Below are 17,207 nucleotides of genomic sequence, written 5' to 3'. Positions count from 1 at the left end.
GCGGACATGCTCAGAACCATAGCGACAAGCGTTCCGCGGCCGATATTGCTACTGTGTCTCGCGATGATCAGCATTAGCGCTTGCCCTGCCCGTGTCTGGGAGACGACTGCCGTCACCGGCATCGTCGCCGATGCCGACGCATCGGGTGAAGCGTTGCTGCGTTTCGACATCCCGTCGCAGTCGCTGCCATCCGCGTTGGAATCCTACGGCGCCTTCGCCGACGTCTCGCTGCTCTACGACAGTTCGCTCACTGCGGGCCGTGTTTCCGCGCCGGTGCAAGGGGAAATGACCGCGCGCGCGGCACTTGCCCGATTGCTCGACGGCAGCGGTCTCGTGCCCCGCTACACGGGATCGAAAACGGTGACGCTGGTCGCCGGTCGCACAAACAGCGCCGACACCGATGGCGATGCCGCGATCGATCCGGCGGCCGCGCGCCGCTACTTCGGACTGATACAGACCCGCGTGCACGACGCCTTCTGTGCGCAGCCGCTTCTGGCGGAGGGCGCGCGGCGCGTCGCCTTCAGGCTATGGGTCGGCACGAGTGGTGTGATCGGGCCGGTGGCACTGCTCGGGTCCAGCGGCGACCCGGCGACCGACGCGGCGGTCGTGAGCGCACTTCAGGGGGCGAGCGTGGGCGAGCCTGCGCCGCCTGCACTGGCGCAGCCCTTTACGTTCGTGGTGCAGCCCCGCGCCTCCGGGCGTAACTGGGGCTGTGAGGCGGCGACGGATGCGCCGAAGCCGGGGAGGTCGCATGGCCGATAGCAGCCGCGCTACCCTTCGCGAGTTGTTGGTTCAGCGCTACGCGCAACTGAAGACAATGCTCTCGCGCAAGCTCGGCTCGTCCGATCTGGCGGGCGACGCGCTACAGGACACCTGGTTGCGTCTGGAGAACAACGAGAACATCGATTCGGTGCGAAACCCCGGCGCGTATCTGTACCGCATGGCGTACCACGCGGCCATCGACAAGCAGCGTGCGGAAGACCGGCGTCTGAGCACGGGGGAGATCGAGACCATGTTCGATCTCGTGAGTCCGGCACCCGGGCCGGATCAGATCGTGGAAGCGCAATCCGATCTGGGCGAGCTGGCGCGCCTGCTGGAGCGCATGCCTGCGCGCCGCCGCGACATTTTGCTCGCGGTACGGCTCGACGGCCTCGCGCAGCGCGAGGTGGCGGAGCGCTTCGGCATCTCGCTTCGACTCGTGGAACTGGAACTCCAGCGGGCGCAGGAATTCTTCTTGGAACACATGGACCGGTAGCGACGCGCGCTGTGGCACGAAATCATGACAATCGTGCGACGTCGATAAAAAAATATTCAGAAATTTTGCGGTTTTCGGCGGTCTCATCCGTCATGTCATTATGACGCGCCGAAATTCGGTCGCCCCCAAGGCGGCCGAGCGACGGCAGACCGCTGGTAGAGGATTGGCAAAGGATTGGCAGACACATCGCACATGAAGGCAGCACCCGACACTTCCACCCGGCCCGCCACCGCGCGCGCCTTGCAGCAGGACGCCCACGCGTGGGTGCGACGGCTCACGTCCGGTGAGGCCACCGTTGCCGATGCGCAGGCGCTTCAGCGCTGGTGCGAGGCGAGTCCCGAGCATGCGAGCGCGTTTGCCGAAGCACGACGCCTGTGGCGCGACCTTGGCCCAGCGGGAGAGATGGTGCGTGCACGCGCGGCATCGGCCGCGGCTCACTCGCCGCGCATGACGCGCATGAGCCGCCGATGGTTTTTGGGCGGCGCGCTGGCATCCGCCGCCGGGGTAGGCGCGGCTGTCGTCGCGCCGGCGGGCTTCTGGGGCAGCATGACCGCCATGGCCGGTGCCGACTATCACACGGCCACGGGAGAGCAGCGCCAGATTGCCATGGGCGAGGGGGTGACGCTCGACCTGAACACGCGCACGAGTATTGCCATGCTGACCAGCGCGGGCTCACGCCAAGGCGTGGATCTGCTCGATGGCGAGATTGCCGTGGATAACACGGGGAGCGCCGGCAGCGCGGCAGCGTTCGTGGTCGAGGCCGGTAAGGGACGCGTGACGGGCACCCGGGCGAACTTCGAAGTTCGGCATCTGGCTTCGCAGGTCTGCGTGACCTGTGTCTCGGGCAATGTCGGTGTGTCGCTGGGCAGCCAGCATGTGGCGCTCGCCGCGCAGCAGCAGGTGGTGTACGAAGGGCAGCGTCTCGGTGCGGTGACATCGGTGGACACGACGGCGACGTCGGCGTGGCGCAACGGCGTACTCGTGTTCCGCGATACGCCGCTCGCGCAGGTCGCGGACGAGATCAATCGTTATCGCAACGGGCGTGTCGTGGTATTCGACAACCGGCTGGCGCAAAGCCGTCTGAGTGGACGTTACCGTATCGACCGTCTTGGCGAAATCTTCGCGCAGATTCAAGAGGTGCTCGGTGCCCGGGTGACGCACTTGCCGGGCGGTATCGTGTTGGTGGGGTGAGCTTGTTTGCATAAGCGAACGCAAAAAGTTCGCGTGAGGTTTGCGGGATTGGGCGACGAGCGTCGTCATCACAGGGAAGGGCGCTTGTCCCCGTGAACGGGAGGGCGTCTGCTAACCGATTGCCACTGCAAACCCGACATGCCATCGAACTCGCAACCGACGCTTCTTCCTGCTTCTTCTGGCTCACAAGACCGTGATTCGCAACGTGCGCAACCGCGCCGTCGCCTTGGCCGTGTGATCCTCAACCTGCATCGCAAACCGTTGGTTCAGGCGGCGGCGCTCACGTTGCTGGCATCCTCGGCCGCGCACGCCCAGCAAGCCTTCAGCAACGCATGGTTTGGCGCACGCGGTGCCGCGCAGGCGACCGCCACGCAGACAGGACGTCTACCCAACGGTGCCCCGGTGAGTTCGCTCATGGACCCGTCGGCGCAGCAGCAACAAGCCAACGCGCAGTTGCAGACGTCGATTGCGAATCTGAGCACGGCAGCACAAAGCATCGCCGCGATGCAGGCCGCGCAGGCGACGGCGCGCGCCGCAGCAGCCAACACCAACACCACGGTTCCCGACGGCTTGTCGGAGGGCGGCCTCAAGGTCGACACCAACAGCCTGACCAAAGGCTGGATCAACGCCAACGCACCCACGCAGACGGCGGCCAACGGCAAGACCAACGTCAACATTCAGCAGACGGCCGACAAGGCGATCCTGAACTGGGAGACGTTCAACGTCGGGCGCAACACGTCGGTGAACTTCCAACAGCAAAGCGACTGGGCGGTGCTCAACCGAGTGAACGATCCGCAGGCGCGTCCGAGCCAGATTCAGGGGCAGCTTCACGGCGACGGTACGGTGCTGATTCTGAACCGCAACGGCGTGATCTTCGGTGGCACGAGTCAGGTCGATACGCGCAACCTCGTGGTGGCGGCAGCGCGCATGAGCGACGCGCAGTTCACGAGCGGCCTCTACGGTGCGAACGGCACCACGCCGAGCTTCACGGATGCACTGGGCAAGGTCGAAGTGCAGGCCGGGGCCACGATCACGACGCGCACCCCGACGTCGGTCACGCAGGGCGGCGGGTACGTGCTGCTGCTGGGCAAGGAAGTGAGCAACGCGGGCACGATCATCACGCCGCAAGGGCAGGTGGCGATGGCCGCAGGCGACAGCTTCGTAATCCGCAAGGGCGTAGGCACGGACGCGAATACGGCATCGACGACGCGCGGCAACGAAGTCTCGCCGCAGTTTGTGACGCAAAGCACGGCAGGCAAGGTCGTGAACACGGGCTTGCTGATGGCGCCTGAGGGCGACGTGACGATGGCGGGGCGGGACGTGCAGCAACTGGGCGTGGCAGTCGCGACGACCACGGTGAACACGCGCGGCACGATTCACCTGCTGAATTCGGCGAGCGACACGCTGGGCAAGGTGACGATGGGCAGCGGGGCGCTCACGTCGGTGCTCATCGGCGATAACGGTGCGACGGCGCTCGACAGCCAACGCACGGCCATGATTCAAGACTCCGCCGCACAGGATTTGCTGCGCGCGGGCGCCTCGACGGGATTGTTCGACAACCTGTCGAAACTGTCTGACCGCCGCGATCAATCGCGTGTGGAGATCGTGAGTGGCGGCAACGTCGAATTTCAGGGAAATTCGCTGACGCTTGCCACGGGCGGTCAGATCGCCGTGAGCGCGACAAACCGCAGCTTTGTCGGCTCAGGGGCACAACTCGATGTGTCGGGCGCAGTCGGCGTATCGCTGTCGATGGACAGCAACAACGTCAAGGTGAACGTGCAGGGCAACGAACAGCGCGACGCACCGGGCAACCGCGACAACACCGCGCTGAACAACGCGAACGTGTACATCGACCGCCGACGTTTGATTTATGTTCCCCCGTCCGTCGGAGGGTATGCCAACCAACGCTGGTACACGGGCGGGGGCTTGCTCGAAGTGGGCGGCTATCTGTCGAACGTGGCGCACGGCATTGGCGAATGGGCGGCGCAGGGCGGCACCGTAACGCTGGGCGGCAACGAGGTGGTGACGCAGACGGGCGCGTCGATCAATCTCTCGGGCGGCTCGCTGAACGTGCAAACGGGGTATCTGAACCAGTCGTGGCTCAAAGGCTCGGACGGTCAGATTTACAACGTCAATACCGCGCCCGCGAACCTGATTTACACGGGCGTGTACACCGGGTTCAGCGTGGAGCACCCGCGCTGGGGCACCACGGCGACGGAAAGCTACGCCAACCCGCTGATCGCGCCGCAACGCGTGCTGCAAAACGGCTACACCGTGGGGCGCGACGCGGGCCGTCTGACGATCTCCGCGCCTACCGCAGTGCTCGAAGGCAATGTGATCTCGAACGTGTACACGGGGCCGGTGCAGACGCAGGCGCGTCCGGCGGGCCTCACTGACGGCTATTCGCTCAGTCAGTTTGCGGTGGCGCGCAGCGGCTCGTTCACGCTTGGCCAGTACACCGGTGTGGGACGCACCGACGCCTTCGCGAGTGATGTCGTGATCGGTGCGGTCGACGACATCACTTCAGCCATGAAGGCCGGTGATGCACTCGACGCCGCTCGCAAGAATACGGTCTGGATCGACGCGGCACGCCTGAACGGTTACGGCCTCGGCGAGATCGATCTCGTGACGCGCGACGATATCGCTGTGAACGGCGATCTGCGTCTTGCCAACGGCGGCCGCTTGAGTCTGGTGGCGCCGCAGGTCGACATCAGCGGCAACGTCACCGTGCCGAGTGGCACCGTCAACATCTCGAACCTGTTCAATCAGGCAGGCAATCTGTATCCCGTCGCATTGATGCGCCCGGACGATACGTCGAGCCTCACGCTGGCCTCCGGCGCGAAGATCGACACACGGGGGCTGTGGATCAACGGCACGACCGAGCCCGGCGCGATGTCTGGGGCGGCGTTCCTGAACGGCGGCAATGTGACGTTCGACGCGACGGGCGACGTGACGATTGCCGACGGCAGCGTGATCGATGTGTCGTCGGGCGGCGCGATTCTGGCGAACGGCAAAACGCGCGGCGGCACAGGCGGCAACGTGACGCTGATTGCAGGCGATTCGGCGAGCAATCACCCCATTACCGTGGGCGCGCTCGATCTGAACGGCCAGATTGTGGCGTATGGCGTGAATGGCGGCGGCAAGCTCACCGTCTCCACGCCGGACGGCATCCTGATCGGCAACAACGCGAGCCTGTCGGGTGGCACGCTGGCGGCAGGCACGTCAGCCAATGTCTCGGTGAAGCTCGCGCAGCCGTACACCGTCCCCGCCGGCACACCGCTGCCGTTCTCGACGATCGACATGCACCTCAGGCTCGTGTTCGACGTACCGACGCCGGCCCCCATCGACGTGGACAGCGGCTTCACTGGCGTGATTACTGGTGCCGCTTGGGTCGTGCCCGCGGGAGTCACGCTCATGACGCGGCGTCCGCCCGGACAGTTCGGATACGACTACTGGTCCACAGGCCAGACCGTGCCTGCCGGCAAAGATGTCTTCGGCTTCAATGGAACGATTCCCACCGGCACGGTGATTCCGTCGAATGTCTTCACGTCGCCCTTGCCGGTATTGCCGTACAAGGTGGTCTACACGGCAGGCACCGTCAGCAATGTGGCAGTGACGTATCCGGCCGGTGCCATCGTGCCCGCAGGCACGGTTTTCGCTCAGGACGTTGCCGTGTTGCCGGTGCCGGTATTCAACGCGGGCGGTTCGACCGGTGGCGCGACGTTCTTCAACGCAGGCTTTGCCAGCTACGACATCAACGGCGGTCAGGGCGTGCGGGTGGACAACGGCGTGACGCTCGCGCCGACCATGCCCGTCTATCGCTTCAATGCGGCCAGCGTGAATGCACGCACTGGCAGCGATCCGTCCAAGGTGATGGATCTGGTGTTGCCGCCGCTCTTTGCCGAGAACGCGCAGACCGACACGCTCACGCAACGCGGTGGAGCGAGCATCGCACTTCGCTCGCTCGGGCGCGACTATCAGGGCAATCCGACCGGCTCGGAAGTCTCGATCTCGAAGGGCGCGTCGATCGTCGTCGATCCGGGGCAGAGCATCACGCTCGATTCGTTCAGCAAGATCACGGTCGACGGCAGTCTGGTGGCTCACGGCGGCAAAATCGCCCTCACAAGCGAAGCCGACAACGTGCTGCCCTCGGCGCGCAACTTCGACAACTCGGGCAACAACCTCGGCTGGGCGATCTGGCTTGGACCGACGGCGAGCCTTGACGTCTCGGGCCTCGGCTACACGGCGACCGACGCCTCGGGCCGCACTTACGGCACGGTACTCGATGGCGGCAGCATCGCGCTCAACGGCGGCCCGTCGTTCGTCATCGTGCGCCCGGGGGCGGAGTTGAACGCCGACGGCAACGCCGTCACCGTCAATACGGCGACCGTGTCCGGCCAGCCGTCGAATGCGGCGGGCAGCATGATGCGCGTCTCCAGCGGCGGGGCCATCTCGCTCGCCTCGACCAGCGGGCTGCTGGTGGACGGCAACTTGCATGCGAAGTCCGGTGGTGCGGGGGCGTCCGGCGGCGATCTGTCGCTTTCACTGCTCACACCAACGTTTCAGGACAGGTCGAACGCGATTCCCGACAGTGCGCTGGTGGCGAGCCAATTCACGGTGACGCAGGCACGCAGCACGCCTGTCGTCCTCGCCGGTCCGCAATCGTTGGCGGCACTCCCGTTCGGTTATGCCACGGTGAGCGCCGATCAGATCAAGGACGGCGGTTTCAGTGCCGCGTCGCTGCTCACCACCGACTACCTGATCTTCAAAGGAGACGTGACGCTTTCGCTCGACAAGAGTGTGAAGCTCATGGCAAATGCCATCACGTCGTCCGCGCCGTTCGCGGGCACGCAGCCAGCCACCAGCAACAGCGTGCGCATCGCCGCACCTTATGTGAGCCTATCGGGCACACCGGCGATCTATCAGGACGGTTACCGTACCGGCTCCATCGGCAACCCCGATACGACGAATGTGCCCACGACGGCGACGTTCGAGGTCGATGCCAATCTCATCGATTTTCAGGGGCCGATATCGTTCTCGGCCAATACCCGGTACCTGGATGCGTCGTATCAGTGGGTATCGACGCCTGCCGCAGGCTTTCGCACGGCGCGTTTCGTCAGTCAGGGCGATATCCGGTTCCTGCCGACGCCGTCGCTGGACTCAGGCACTTCGCTCGTCACGTCGTGGGACTTCGATTTCGAAGCTGCGCAGGTGTATCCGGGGACAGGGGCCGTTGCGAGTATCACGGCGGCCAACAGCAACCCGAACTACAACGGTACGATCCGGTTCGGTCGCACGACCGACACCTTGCCGGATCAGCCGATGTCCGTGTTCGGCACGTTGATGATGACTGCGCCGACCATCGAACAAGGCGGCGTTCTGCGCGCCCCGTTCGGCAAAATCTTTATCGGCCAACTCATGGCGTCGGGGCGAGGGGGAGCGATCCTCCCTCAGCAAATCGATTTTCTGCCGGGCAGCGTGACGTCGGTCTCAACCGACGGTCTGACCATGCCCTACGGCGGCACGTTCGACGGTGTGACCTACAACTACAACGGCGCGGCCCTCAACGCCGCGTCGACGGTAGTGGCCGGGGGCTTCACGTTCGGAGGTTACGGCATCGGGTCCGGCATTCGCATCCGGGGCAGTTCGATCAACGTCGACAGTGGCGCGGTGCTGGATCTCTCTGGCGGGGGCTCACTCACCGGCGCGGGCTTCGTCTCCGGGCGCGGCGGTTCGGTCAACGTGCTGAACACGCCGCTCGTCAACGCCAACCCGACCATGACGCTCAGCAAGGCGGGCGACAAGGTCTATGCCATCGTGCCCGGCTACACGTCGGCCTATGCACCGGTTTCGCCGGAGAACGGGGCGGGCGATCCGGCCATCGGGCAACGCATCACCATCGGCGATGGCGTACCGGGCCTGCCCGCAGGCACGTACACGCTGCTGCCGTCGAACTATGCGCTGCTGCCGGGGGCTTACCGGGTCGAGATCGGCGGCACCGGGCAGAATCTTCCGACGAGCGCGACGGCGGCGGGCAACGGCACCTATCTGGTCGCCGGCTATACCGGCATTGCCAACACCTCGGTGCGCAGTCAGTTGCCGTCGACGTTGCTGGTGACGCCCGGCACGTCGGTGCGCAAGTATTCGCAATTCAACGAGCAAAGCTACAGCGACTTCCTGACGAGTCAGGCGGCGCAGTTTGGCGGATTGGCGCCGATGCTGCCGCGCGACGGCAAAGCACTCGACGTGGTGCTGACGATGCCCGCGACGCCGGCGACGATACCGACGGGGCCGGTCTTCACCTTCGACGGCACGGCGCGATTCAATGCGGCGCCGGGGGGAATCGCCGGGCAGGCGGCGGTGGAGCAGGTCGGTGAAATCACCACGGGCACGCGCACGGCCGGGTTTGCGGGCGTGTCGGTGGCCGCCGGTGACCTGACCGCCATGGGGGCCCCGCGTCTGAGTATCAATGGCTATCCCGCATTCCTGTCCAGCACCGGGTACTTCTTCTTCGCGAGCACTGGCGGCGCGCCTGCGGATCTCTACGTTCGCGACGGCGTCAACCTCTCGGCCGCCGAGATCTTTCTCGTCGGCAACAACGTGCGCGTGGGCAACAACGTGACGTTAAGCACCATCGGCAAGGGCACGGCGCCGTTCGACACGGCGTCGACAGGGGCGCCGTACACGTCCAGCTATACGGTGCTCGGTCTGTCTAACGGCGACGTCGAGTTCTCGGGCTCACAGAGCAGCACCGGCACCATCAGCATTGGCAGCGGCTCGGGCCTGTTCGCAGAGGGCACGCTGGCGTTCTCGACCAATGGTGCGTCGACGCTCGATCCGAGCGCCCGTTTCGGCGCACGCAATATCCTGTTGGCCGTGGGATCGTTAAACGTCGGCGACGCCGCACAAGTCGCAGCCGCCGGGAATCCGGCAGGCGTGCTGTTCAATCAGGCGATGCTGACGACGTTGTTGCAAGGCGATCCGTCTAGCGGTGCGCCCGCGTTGCAAAAGCTCACACTGGGCGCGGCAGGCGCGATCAACGTGTTCGGCAGCAGCGGACTCGATGCCCGTGGTTCGGGCGTCAATCTGGTGCTGAAGGCCCCGGCCATCTATGGCTATGGCGCGTCGGGCGATCACGCGACGATTGCTGCCGACCAGATCACATGGAACGGTGTATCAGGCACGAACGCACCTGCCATCGCTGCCGGTGGCCCGGGCACCGGAACGGGCAGCCTGAGCCTCGTGGCGAAAGAGATCGACCTCGGCACGTACGTGTCCACCGACGCGACGAGCGTGACGCGCACGATCTATGGTTTCAACAACGTCGACCTGACGGCGAGCGACCGGATCGTGTCTGCCGGAAATAGCGCGCTCTTCGTTTATCAGGCGCCGAGCACGCAGAGCGGCGATGTTTTCGGACAGAGCGGCACGGGCGGCAATCTCACCCTCGTCACACCGCTCGTGACCGGCTCGCCGAAGTCGATCATGCGCTATGCGACTGCCGGGGCCTTGAACATCGTCGCTCCCCAAGGGAGCGCGCCGAGCGCCGCGACGTCCACCATTGCCGGGGCGGAAATCGATCTCACCGGTGACAGTGTTCGCATTGGCAGCACCGTGCTGCTCCCGAGCGGCAAGCTCGTCGTGGATGCCACGCACGACATCATGCTCGACGGCAACAGCCGCATCGATCTGAGCGGGCAACCGGTGCAGATTCAGAACGCTACCGTCTACGGTTTCGGCGGTACGGCGATCTTCTCCAGCGCGCAGGGCAGCCTCTCGCAGGCGGCGGGCGGCACGCTCGATGTGTCGGCGCAAAACGCCAACGCGGGTGAAGTGACGATGAACGCCAGTCAGGGAACGCTGACACTCGACGGCACACTGCGCGGCAGCGCAAACGCGGGATTCCTCAGTGGCGATTTCAATGCGTCCGCGGGCACGTTCGCGGACTTCGCCGGGCTGAATGCCTCGCTCAACCGCGGCGGCTACTTCGACGGTCGCAGCTTCGTCCAGAAGCAGGGTGATCTCGTGGTCGGCGACGGGGTGAGGGCGCACAACGTCGGCATCTCGGTGGACGCCGGCAGCCTGACGGTAAACGGCACGATCGACGCGTCGGGGACGTCGCCGGGCACGATCCGACTGTCGGCGGGCAATGGGCTCACGTTGGGCGGCAGCGCCGTGCTCGACGCACACGGCAAGACGTTGCAGGTCGACAGCTACGGTGCGCCCATCGAGGCGAAGAACCGGGGGCATATCGAGCTGAGCGCCGCTGGCGGTACCCTGACGCTCTCGCCGGGCGCCACGCTCGACCTGAGCACGCCGGACGGCCGCGCGTACGGCGACATCGTCCTCAATGCCATGCGCACGGGCGAGACATCGGGTGATATCGCGATCAACGCACCGGGCCCGCTCACGATTCGCGGTGCGCAGAGCATCGCCCTCAACGGTGTCTGGACGTACAACCTGCCGGCCGGCAGCACCATTTCGCAGGGCACGCTCGACACCTACGACACTGCCAGCCAGACGTTCATGAACGCGGCGGCCGGCAATGGTGCCCTCTCAGCGCGCACGGCGGGTCTGTCGGCGTATGGCAGCGCCTACCACCTGCGCCCGGGCGTGCAGATCGCGTCTGTCGGTGATCTCTCGACGATTGGCGACATCGATCTGTCGAAGTACCGCTATGGACCCGGAGCGGACCGGAATCCGAATTCGCCGACTTACGGCGCGGGTGAGCCGATGGCACTGGTCGTGCGCGCGGGCGGCAACCTGACGGTCAAGGGCAGCATCTCCGACGGGTTCCAAGCATCGAGCGGCGCACCGGCCACGTATTCGCTGATCGACGTGACGACGGCAAACGGGTTTGCGAAACAGACGGGCAGCGATGGCAGCCATGCGTTCACGTACTGGTTCAACGAGACGAGCGACGTCTACTTCGCCACCGCATGGACCGTGCCCAATACCGCCTTTTACAACTGGTGGACGCAGAACTGGTGGGGCCCGTATGTCGACAGTAACGGCGTGTCGTACAACCCGGGCGATACCATTCCGGCAGGCACGACGATCAGTGCGCAGAACAGTTACGGTTTTGGGTTCGACGCGAGCAACCTGCCGCAGCTCTATGCGATGAGCAGTCCGGCCGTAGCACCCAGCCCGGCGACATCGTCGCAGGCGACCATGCTCGCCGCCGGCTCGCGCTCGGCGTCGATCCGGCTGGTGGGCGGTGCCGACCTCACGTCGGCCGACCAACGCGCACGCCAGAGCACGCGCGCGCTGGCCGGACAAGGTAACGTCACGCTGAGCGATCCGGCGTACAACAGTTCTCTCGCGGGGAAGTATTTCAGCGTGCTGCGTACCGGCACGGGCACGCTCGATATTCTCGCGGGCGGCAGTTTCAGCGAAGCCACACCGTATGGCGTCTACACGGCCGGCACCACCTCTGCGCCGGTACTCGCCGCCGACGGCTCGAATCCGTACGACCTGCCGGGCGCGGTGAGCGGTGGTGGCCTTCATGTCTGGTATCCGGAGCACGGCGGCGACGTGCTGATCGCCGCACAGCAGGACATCACCGGCAACATCCAGATTGCCGACAACAGTCAGCGATACGACGACAGCAACTACACGGCGAACTGGCTGTGGCGTCAGGGCGGCAGCGGGGTGACCAGCGATTTGGGCGCATGGGGCATCAATTTCGGTTCGATGGCGGTCATGAGTCAGTGGGACCGCGTGCCGAGACTGCTGGGTTTTCAGGGGATCGGCACGCTCGGCGGCGGCAATCTGAGCGTGATCGCAGGCCGCAACGCCGGGGTGATGTCGTCGAACAGCCCGACGACTTCGCCCGGGCTCGATCTGGCGGTGGCATCGACTGGCCGTGTGCTGGCCGACGGCACCGTTGTGCAGACGGGCGGCGGCGATCTGACGGTGAAGGTCGGCGGCATGCTCAACGGGCGCCCGTCGACGGGGCGCGCCGACGCAGTGTCGGACTATTTCGGCTCGATCACCGATTTGCGCGGAAACACGACGATCGATGCGGGTTCTGTCGGCGCGACCGCGCCGTTTGGCAACGGCAGCTACTGGAAGAGTTTCGATCCGCGTGCGATGGATGTGAGCGTCATCAAGGGGGTAACGCAGACGCGCGGCCCGACGATCATTCCGGGCGACGGCACCGTGAGCGTGACCACGCGTGGCGATCTCGTGATCGGTGGTGTGGGCGATGCGGGCATGTCGACAAATCCGAACATCGACGGTGCCTACTTCACGAACAGCACGGGGGCGATCGGCAAGGGCGGTGCCACGCAATTCACGCTCTGGACACCGACATCGGGTATTCGCTTGTTCACCGCAGGCGGCGACGTGATGCCGCTTCAGGGCGACCAACAGGGTAATGCCACGACCAATAGCGCTTCAGGCTACTTCCCGGGCAGCCTGAGCGTGGTGGCCGCCAACGGCGATGTGCGGTTCGCGACGCCGATGGGCCCCTCGGATCCGAACTCCAGCATCGAATTGATCTCGTCACCCGTCGGTCAGTTGCAGCTTCTGGCCGCAGGCTCGATCTACGGGCAAGGGGCGACGGTTTCGCTGTCGGGGGCTGACATGGGCAGCCTTGCAACGCCACAGCGTCCGTACTTCCAGACCATCAGCGGTGGCACCTCCAACGCGTCGGCAGATGCGCAGATTCGCCTGATCGCTAACAGCCCGTATGCTTTTGGCGAGGACAACGTCTCTACGCTGCTTCATGCGAATGACTCGCTGCCCGCGCTGGTCTTCGCGGGCAAGGATATCGACGATCTGAGCATCGGCCAGACGCTCAAGCCGATGGTCGATAGCGTTCGCCAATTCTTCCCGACGCACAGCGTCTGGTACGTGGCAGGCAAGCCTTTTCAGGTGATCGCCGGGCGAGATATCGTCGGCGTCGGCACGGTACCCGATACGTTCCTGAACGTGTCGGATAGCGACATCACGTTGATGCAGGCCGGGCGCGACATCATCTATCAGTCGGCCAATATTGTTGGCCCGGGCCTGTTGCAAATGCAGGCGGGACGCAATCTGTATCAGGGCTACTACGGTGCGCTCTCCAGCGCGGGCGACGTGGTGCATCCTTCCAATACGAGCGGTGGCGCGGACATTTCGGTGCTCGCCGGTGTCGGCGCGAACGGCCCGGATTACGCGAGCTTCGGCAAGCTGTATTTCGACCCGGCCAACCAGTTGGCGAGTGGCACGGTGCTAGCCGGCAGCGGCAAGGTGGTGCATGCCTATGGTGACGAACTCACGCAATGGCTCAAGCGCCGTTTCGGCTACACCGGCACGTCGGCCGATGCGCTGGGCTACTTCCTGGCATTGCCGAAGACGCAGCAAGGCGTGTTCGTGCGTGAGGTGTACTTCACCGAGTTGCTGCTGGGCGGCCGCGAGTACAACGACCCGGCCAGCCCGCGCTACGGCAGCTATCTGCGCGGTCGCGACGCCATCGCCACGTTGTTCCCGGCGACGGATACGCAAGGTAATGCGGTGAACTACAACGGTGCGATTACGATGTTCAGCAGCATCACCGGCATGAACAACGTGAACGGCGTGAACATCCCGGTGACGACCGACGCCGGCGTGCGCACGAACTTCGGCGGCAACATCCAGATGCTCAACCCGGGCGGCCGCACGCTGGTTGGCGTGGAAGGTGTCACGCCGGGGGCGAGCGCGGGCATCGTGACGCAGGGCGAGGGCGACATTCAGCTGTACAGCCGCGACAGCATTCTGCTCGGCCTGTCGCGCATCATGACGACCTTCGGCGGCAGCATTCAGGCGTGGTCGGCGACGGGCGACATCAACGCGGGGCGTGGGGCGAAGACCACCGTGCTCTACACGCCGCCCAAGCGCGTGTACGACAACGTGGGCGACGTGACGCTCTCGCCGTCGGTGCCGTCGAGCGGTGCGGGTATCGCCACACTGGCGCCGCTACCGGAAGTGCCGCCGGGTGATATCGACCTCGTTGCGCCGCTGGGCACGATCGATGCGGGCGAGGCGGGGATTCGCGTGTCGGGGAACGTGAACTTCGCCGCGCTTCAGGTAGTGAACGCCGCGAACGTGCAGGTGCAGGGGAAGTCCACTGGCCTGCCCACCATTGCAGCGGTCAACGTCGGTGCGCTGACCAACGCGAGCGCGACGGCTGCGCAGGCTGCCACTGCGGCACAGGATGCGATGGCACGTGAGCGGGCGGCACAGCGTCAGAACACACCGTCGATCTTCACCATCCGCATGCTGGGCGGCACCGACACGAATGCACCGGAAGCCGACGCAAAGGGGACTGCGCTCCCGCCGCAGGCGCGGGCTTACGATGCGTCGAGCGCTTTTCAACTGGTTGGCAATGGGGTGCTTACGGAGGCGCAGAAGATGGAGCTTACGCGCGAGGAGAAGTCACACCTTTGACGTTTGAGGTGCTATGTGAGGAGCCGCCAGCGGCATGCTGGCGGCTGTTTTTTTGATTGCGCGAGGGCGTTGGTGTCGTCGGGTTTTCGATGCTATCTCCGATGTGCTGTGATGTTGCACTTCACGTCATCGCGTGATCACTCGAAATCGATGATGCGGATATCGCTTCCGATGGCATACAGCAGATGCTTCTCGTCAGGACTTAGCGCACAAATTGACGGCCCGCGACTGCTGCCGGGTGTTTCGATCGAGTAGCGCGCAGTGTGGCGTTTGATGTCCCATATTGTGATGGTGCGTGAGGACACCACATCGGCCTGACAGGAAATTAACGTGTTGCCGCTCGCACTTGGCATCAACGAGACGACCCTCCCGGAGACCGGCGAAAATGTCTGAACGACGCTTCCGTCCGCAAGCGAATACATGCGAATCGGATCGGCATTGACGGTGTGTACCCATTGTCCGGAACTGGTATCCAGATCGTCGCTGATTCCGCCGGTGTTAGTGCCGGTAAACGCGAACCGATCTGCACCACTTATCGCAAGCGCCGTCGGCCGCATGATGTGAATGTCGCGTGCGATGTCCTGTTGTTCATCCGTCCTTAAGCTCACCTTGCGGAGCAGGGTTCTCGTTGCCAGCGCACCAACTTTCCTCACGCCGTGGCTGTCGACAAGCTGATCGCTGCCAGCGAAATACAAATTTGTTCCGTCAGAAGAAAACACGATGGCGGTTGAAATTCCTGCGCCCTTGAGGTCGATTTCTCGAGGTGATTTGTCGGCGAGGGTGTCGTGCGTCAGTAAACGTTCCGGCGTGTGAATCTGTGAATTGGCCAGCGGCAAATAGTCGACAACCAGTTCCTTTCCGTTGGGGCTGAGAGCCAATTGTTTGATGGGGACATATTTGTCGTTCCCTATGGCTATGCCGCCAAATGTCCTGAGTTCCTGGCCATCATTGACTCGAAATTCGTGAACCTGATCAACCCCCACATACAGACGGTCTCCGTCTGGTGCATAGGCCAGCCCGCCCATGAATGTCCCCGAAGGCAAAGGTATTTCGCGGACAAGTCGCGCATCGCTCTCTTCATGTAGGCAAACACTTCGCTTACTGCCGAGCACGGAAAAATGTCGACTGTCCGGCGACCAAGCAACACGCGACGCACTGCACGGTGAACTCACCGTTCGCATTCGAGAAAAAACGAGTTCGGTCGCACCCGGTATCGCGTTGGCACTGGGAGGATCGGACTGGGCAATACCGCTTGACGACGCAGCAATGCCTACAGCGAATGCGATAACGCGACGCGTTCGGCTGCGCATGCGACACCTCCGGAAGTGGTGACAATTGGTAAGTACGGCGACCGGGGCGAGCGCGTCATGCCAGGCGGAATACATTCGGAGGCTACCAGAGTGAAAATTTGCAAATTCTATTTCGAATATTGCGAGTGAAAATTACAACGAAACTAAACAAGTGAGGAGGGAATTAAATTTCAAACAATCGTATAAAGTTACGTGGCTGAGGGCCATCTGGCCAGCCTCGGATCTCCTGACCGAAGCGGCATAACTGTCATGTATTTTTGCCTGAGAGAGGTGGAAAGTGAATGAGTTTAGATACAAGGTTTCGTCGAGGATCTTCAGCAAGACTGCTGATTTAGAGGCGGTGTGTGAGCTGCTAGGCCTACGCCCTAAATGGCTGAATAAAATGGGGGCGCCCAGAATCAGTCTCAAGGGGATGGACCTTGGAGGAGTCTACGAAGTTAGCTATTGTTGCGTAGATTTCTCGGCCAATGAAAATGAGTTGCTGGGTGAAATGCTTGGGTGAGTTGTGATTGGTCTTGAAAATAGTAAAAGTATTTTTCAATCGATAAGGCGTGAAGGAGGAAGGGTGGAATTCTTCATTGGGTGGTTCTCGACAGGCAACACCGGGGAGACACTGGATTTCGAGTTATTGAAGAAGCTTGGCGAGCTTGGGATCGATTTGGCGCTTGATGTCTATGGAGAGGGCACGACCTGACAACCTACGCCATCGGCTCGTCGAGCGATCGTCGCGCTGGGATTTTGGCCGGAATAAGCGTTTGCCAACCAACGCTGTTTTTGTCAGGCTCGGACTTGGATCTGCTCGCGTTGAGAAGGGTTTTTGCCGAATGAGAGGGCGCGGCCAACCCACTGGTTGAGCAGTTGAGGGGGGTATAGACGTTGGAATTCACGGAGTCAGTGGCGTCTATTGACTGCCGCCGAGGGTGATGCAGCGCAAGTCGTGTGTTCGAAGGATGAGAATTGAGCCATGCTTCGATGCGCACTGGTCATTGCCGGCCACTGAACTTGCGGCGTGGCCACTTGCCGAAAATCCAGTGCGGCGT

At 63.6% G+C, this 17,207-nt stretch carries 6 protein-coding genes; 5 read left to right on the top strand and 1 reads right to left on the bottom strand.

Annotation, left to right across the window (positions count from 1 at the left end; all coding sequences use genetic code 11):
* The first annotated feature begins 63 nt into the window (after positions 1 to 63).
* The 4 genes from CDV44_RS10405 (at position 64) to CDV44_RS10390 (ending at position 14,857) form a co-directional block, all read left to right on the top strand.
* Complete coding sequence (locus tag CDV44_RS10405) at positions 64 to 762, top strand: secretin and TonB N-terminal domain-containing protein (RefSeq protein WP_170935933.1); 699 nt, start codon at positions 64 to 66, stop codon at positions 760 to 762.
* Positions 752 to 1,255 (top strand): RNA polymerase sigma factor, encoded by a 504-nt coding sequence (locus tag CDV44_RS10400; RefSeq protein ID WP_087687935.1) that lies wholly within the window; start codon positions 752 to 754, stop codon positions 1,253 to 1,255. The genes CDV44_RS10405 and CDV44_RS10400 overlap by 11 nt, the downstream gene beginning before the upstream one ends.
* Before the next feature lie 192 nt (positions 1,256 to 1,447).
* Positions 1,448 to 2,446: a FecR domain-containing protein gene (locus tag CDV44_RS10395; protein ID WP_087687934.1), complete on the top strand. Its 999-nt coding sequence runs from the start codon at positions 1,448 to 1,450 to the stop codon at positions 2,444 to 2,446.
* A gap of 138 nt (positions 2,447 to 2,584) precedes the next feature.
* Positions 2,585 to 14,857: a filamentous haemagglutinin family protein gene (locus CDV44_RS10390; RefSeq protein ID WP_087687933.1), complete on the top strand. Its 12,273-nt coding sequence runs from the start codon at positions 2,585 to 2,587 to the stop codon at positions 14,855 to 14,857.
* A 137-nt stretch (positions 14,858 to 14,994) separates the two neighbouring features.
* On the opposite strand, the gene CDV44_RS10385 is transcribed toward CDV44_RS10390, so the two are convergent.
* Positions 14,995 to 16,167 carry a WD40 repeat domain-containing protein gene (locus CDV44_RS10385; RefSeq protein ID WP_170935932.1) on the bottom strand — a complete coding sequence of 391 codons (1,173 nt, stop codon included), beginning with the start codon at positions 16,165 to 16,167 and terminating at the stop codon, positions 14,995 to 14,997.
* A gap of 565 nt (positions 16,168 to 16,732) precedes the next feature.
* On the opposite strand from CDV44_RS10385, the gene CDV44_RS28610 reads away from it, so the two are divergent.
* Positions 16,733 to 16,861 (top strand): hypothetical protein, encoded by a 129-nt coding sequence (locus CDV44_RS28610; RefSeq protein WP_256388442.1) that lies wholly within the window; start codon positions 16,733 to 16,735, stop codon positions 16,859 to 16,861.
* Positions 16,862 to 17,207: the final 346 nt, after the last annotated feature.

The organism is Pandoraea sp. PE-S2R-1 (assembly GCF_002179865.1).
In the GTDB taxonomy this organism is placed as follows: domain Bacteria; phylum Pseudomonadota; class Gammaproteobacteria; order Burkholderiales; family Burkholderiaceae; genus Pandoraea.
Note: the sequence above shows the minus strand (reverse complement) of the source record. Positions and strands in the feature narration are given on the sequence as shown.

Coding starts and splice junctions, on each gene's coding strand:
- CDV44_RS10405 (WP_170935933.1), top strand. CDS start 64: ATGATCAGCATTAGCGCTTGCCCTGCCCGTGTCTGGGAGACGACTGCC.
- CDV44_RS10400 (WP_087687935.1), top strand. CDS start 752: ATGGCCGATAGCAGCCGCGCTACCCTTCGCGAGTTGTTGGTTCAGCGC.
- CDV44_RS10395 (WP_087687934.1), top strand. CDS start 1,448: ATGAAGGCAGCACCCGACACTTCCACCCGGCCCGCCACCGCGCGCGCC.
- CDV44_RS10385 (WP_170935932.1), bottom strand. CDS start 16,167: ATGCGCAGCCGAACGCGTCGCGTTATCGCATTCGCTGTAGGCATTGCT.
- CDV44_RS10390 (WP_087687933.1), top strand. CDS start 2,585: ATGCCATCGAACTCGCAACCGACGCTTCTTCCTGCTTCTTCTGGCTCA.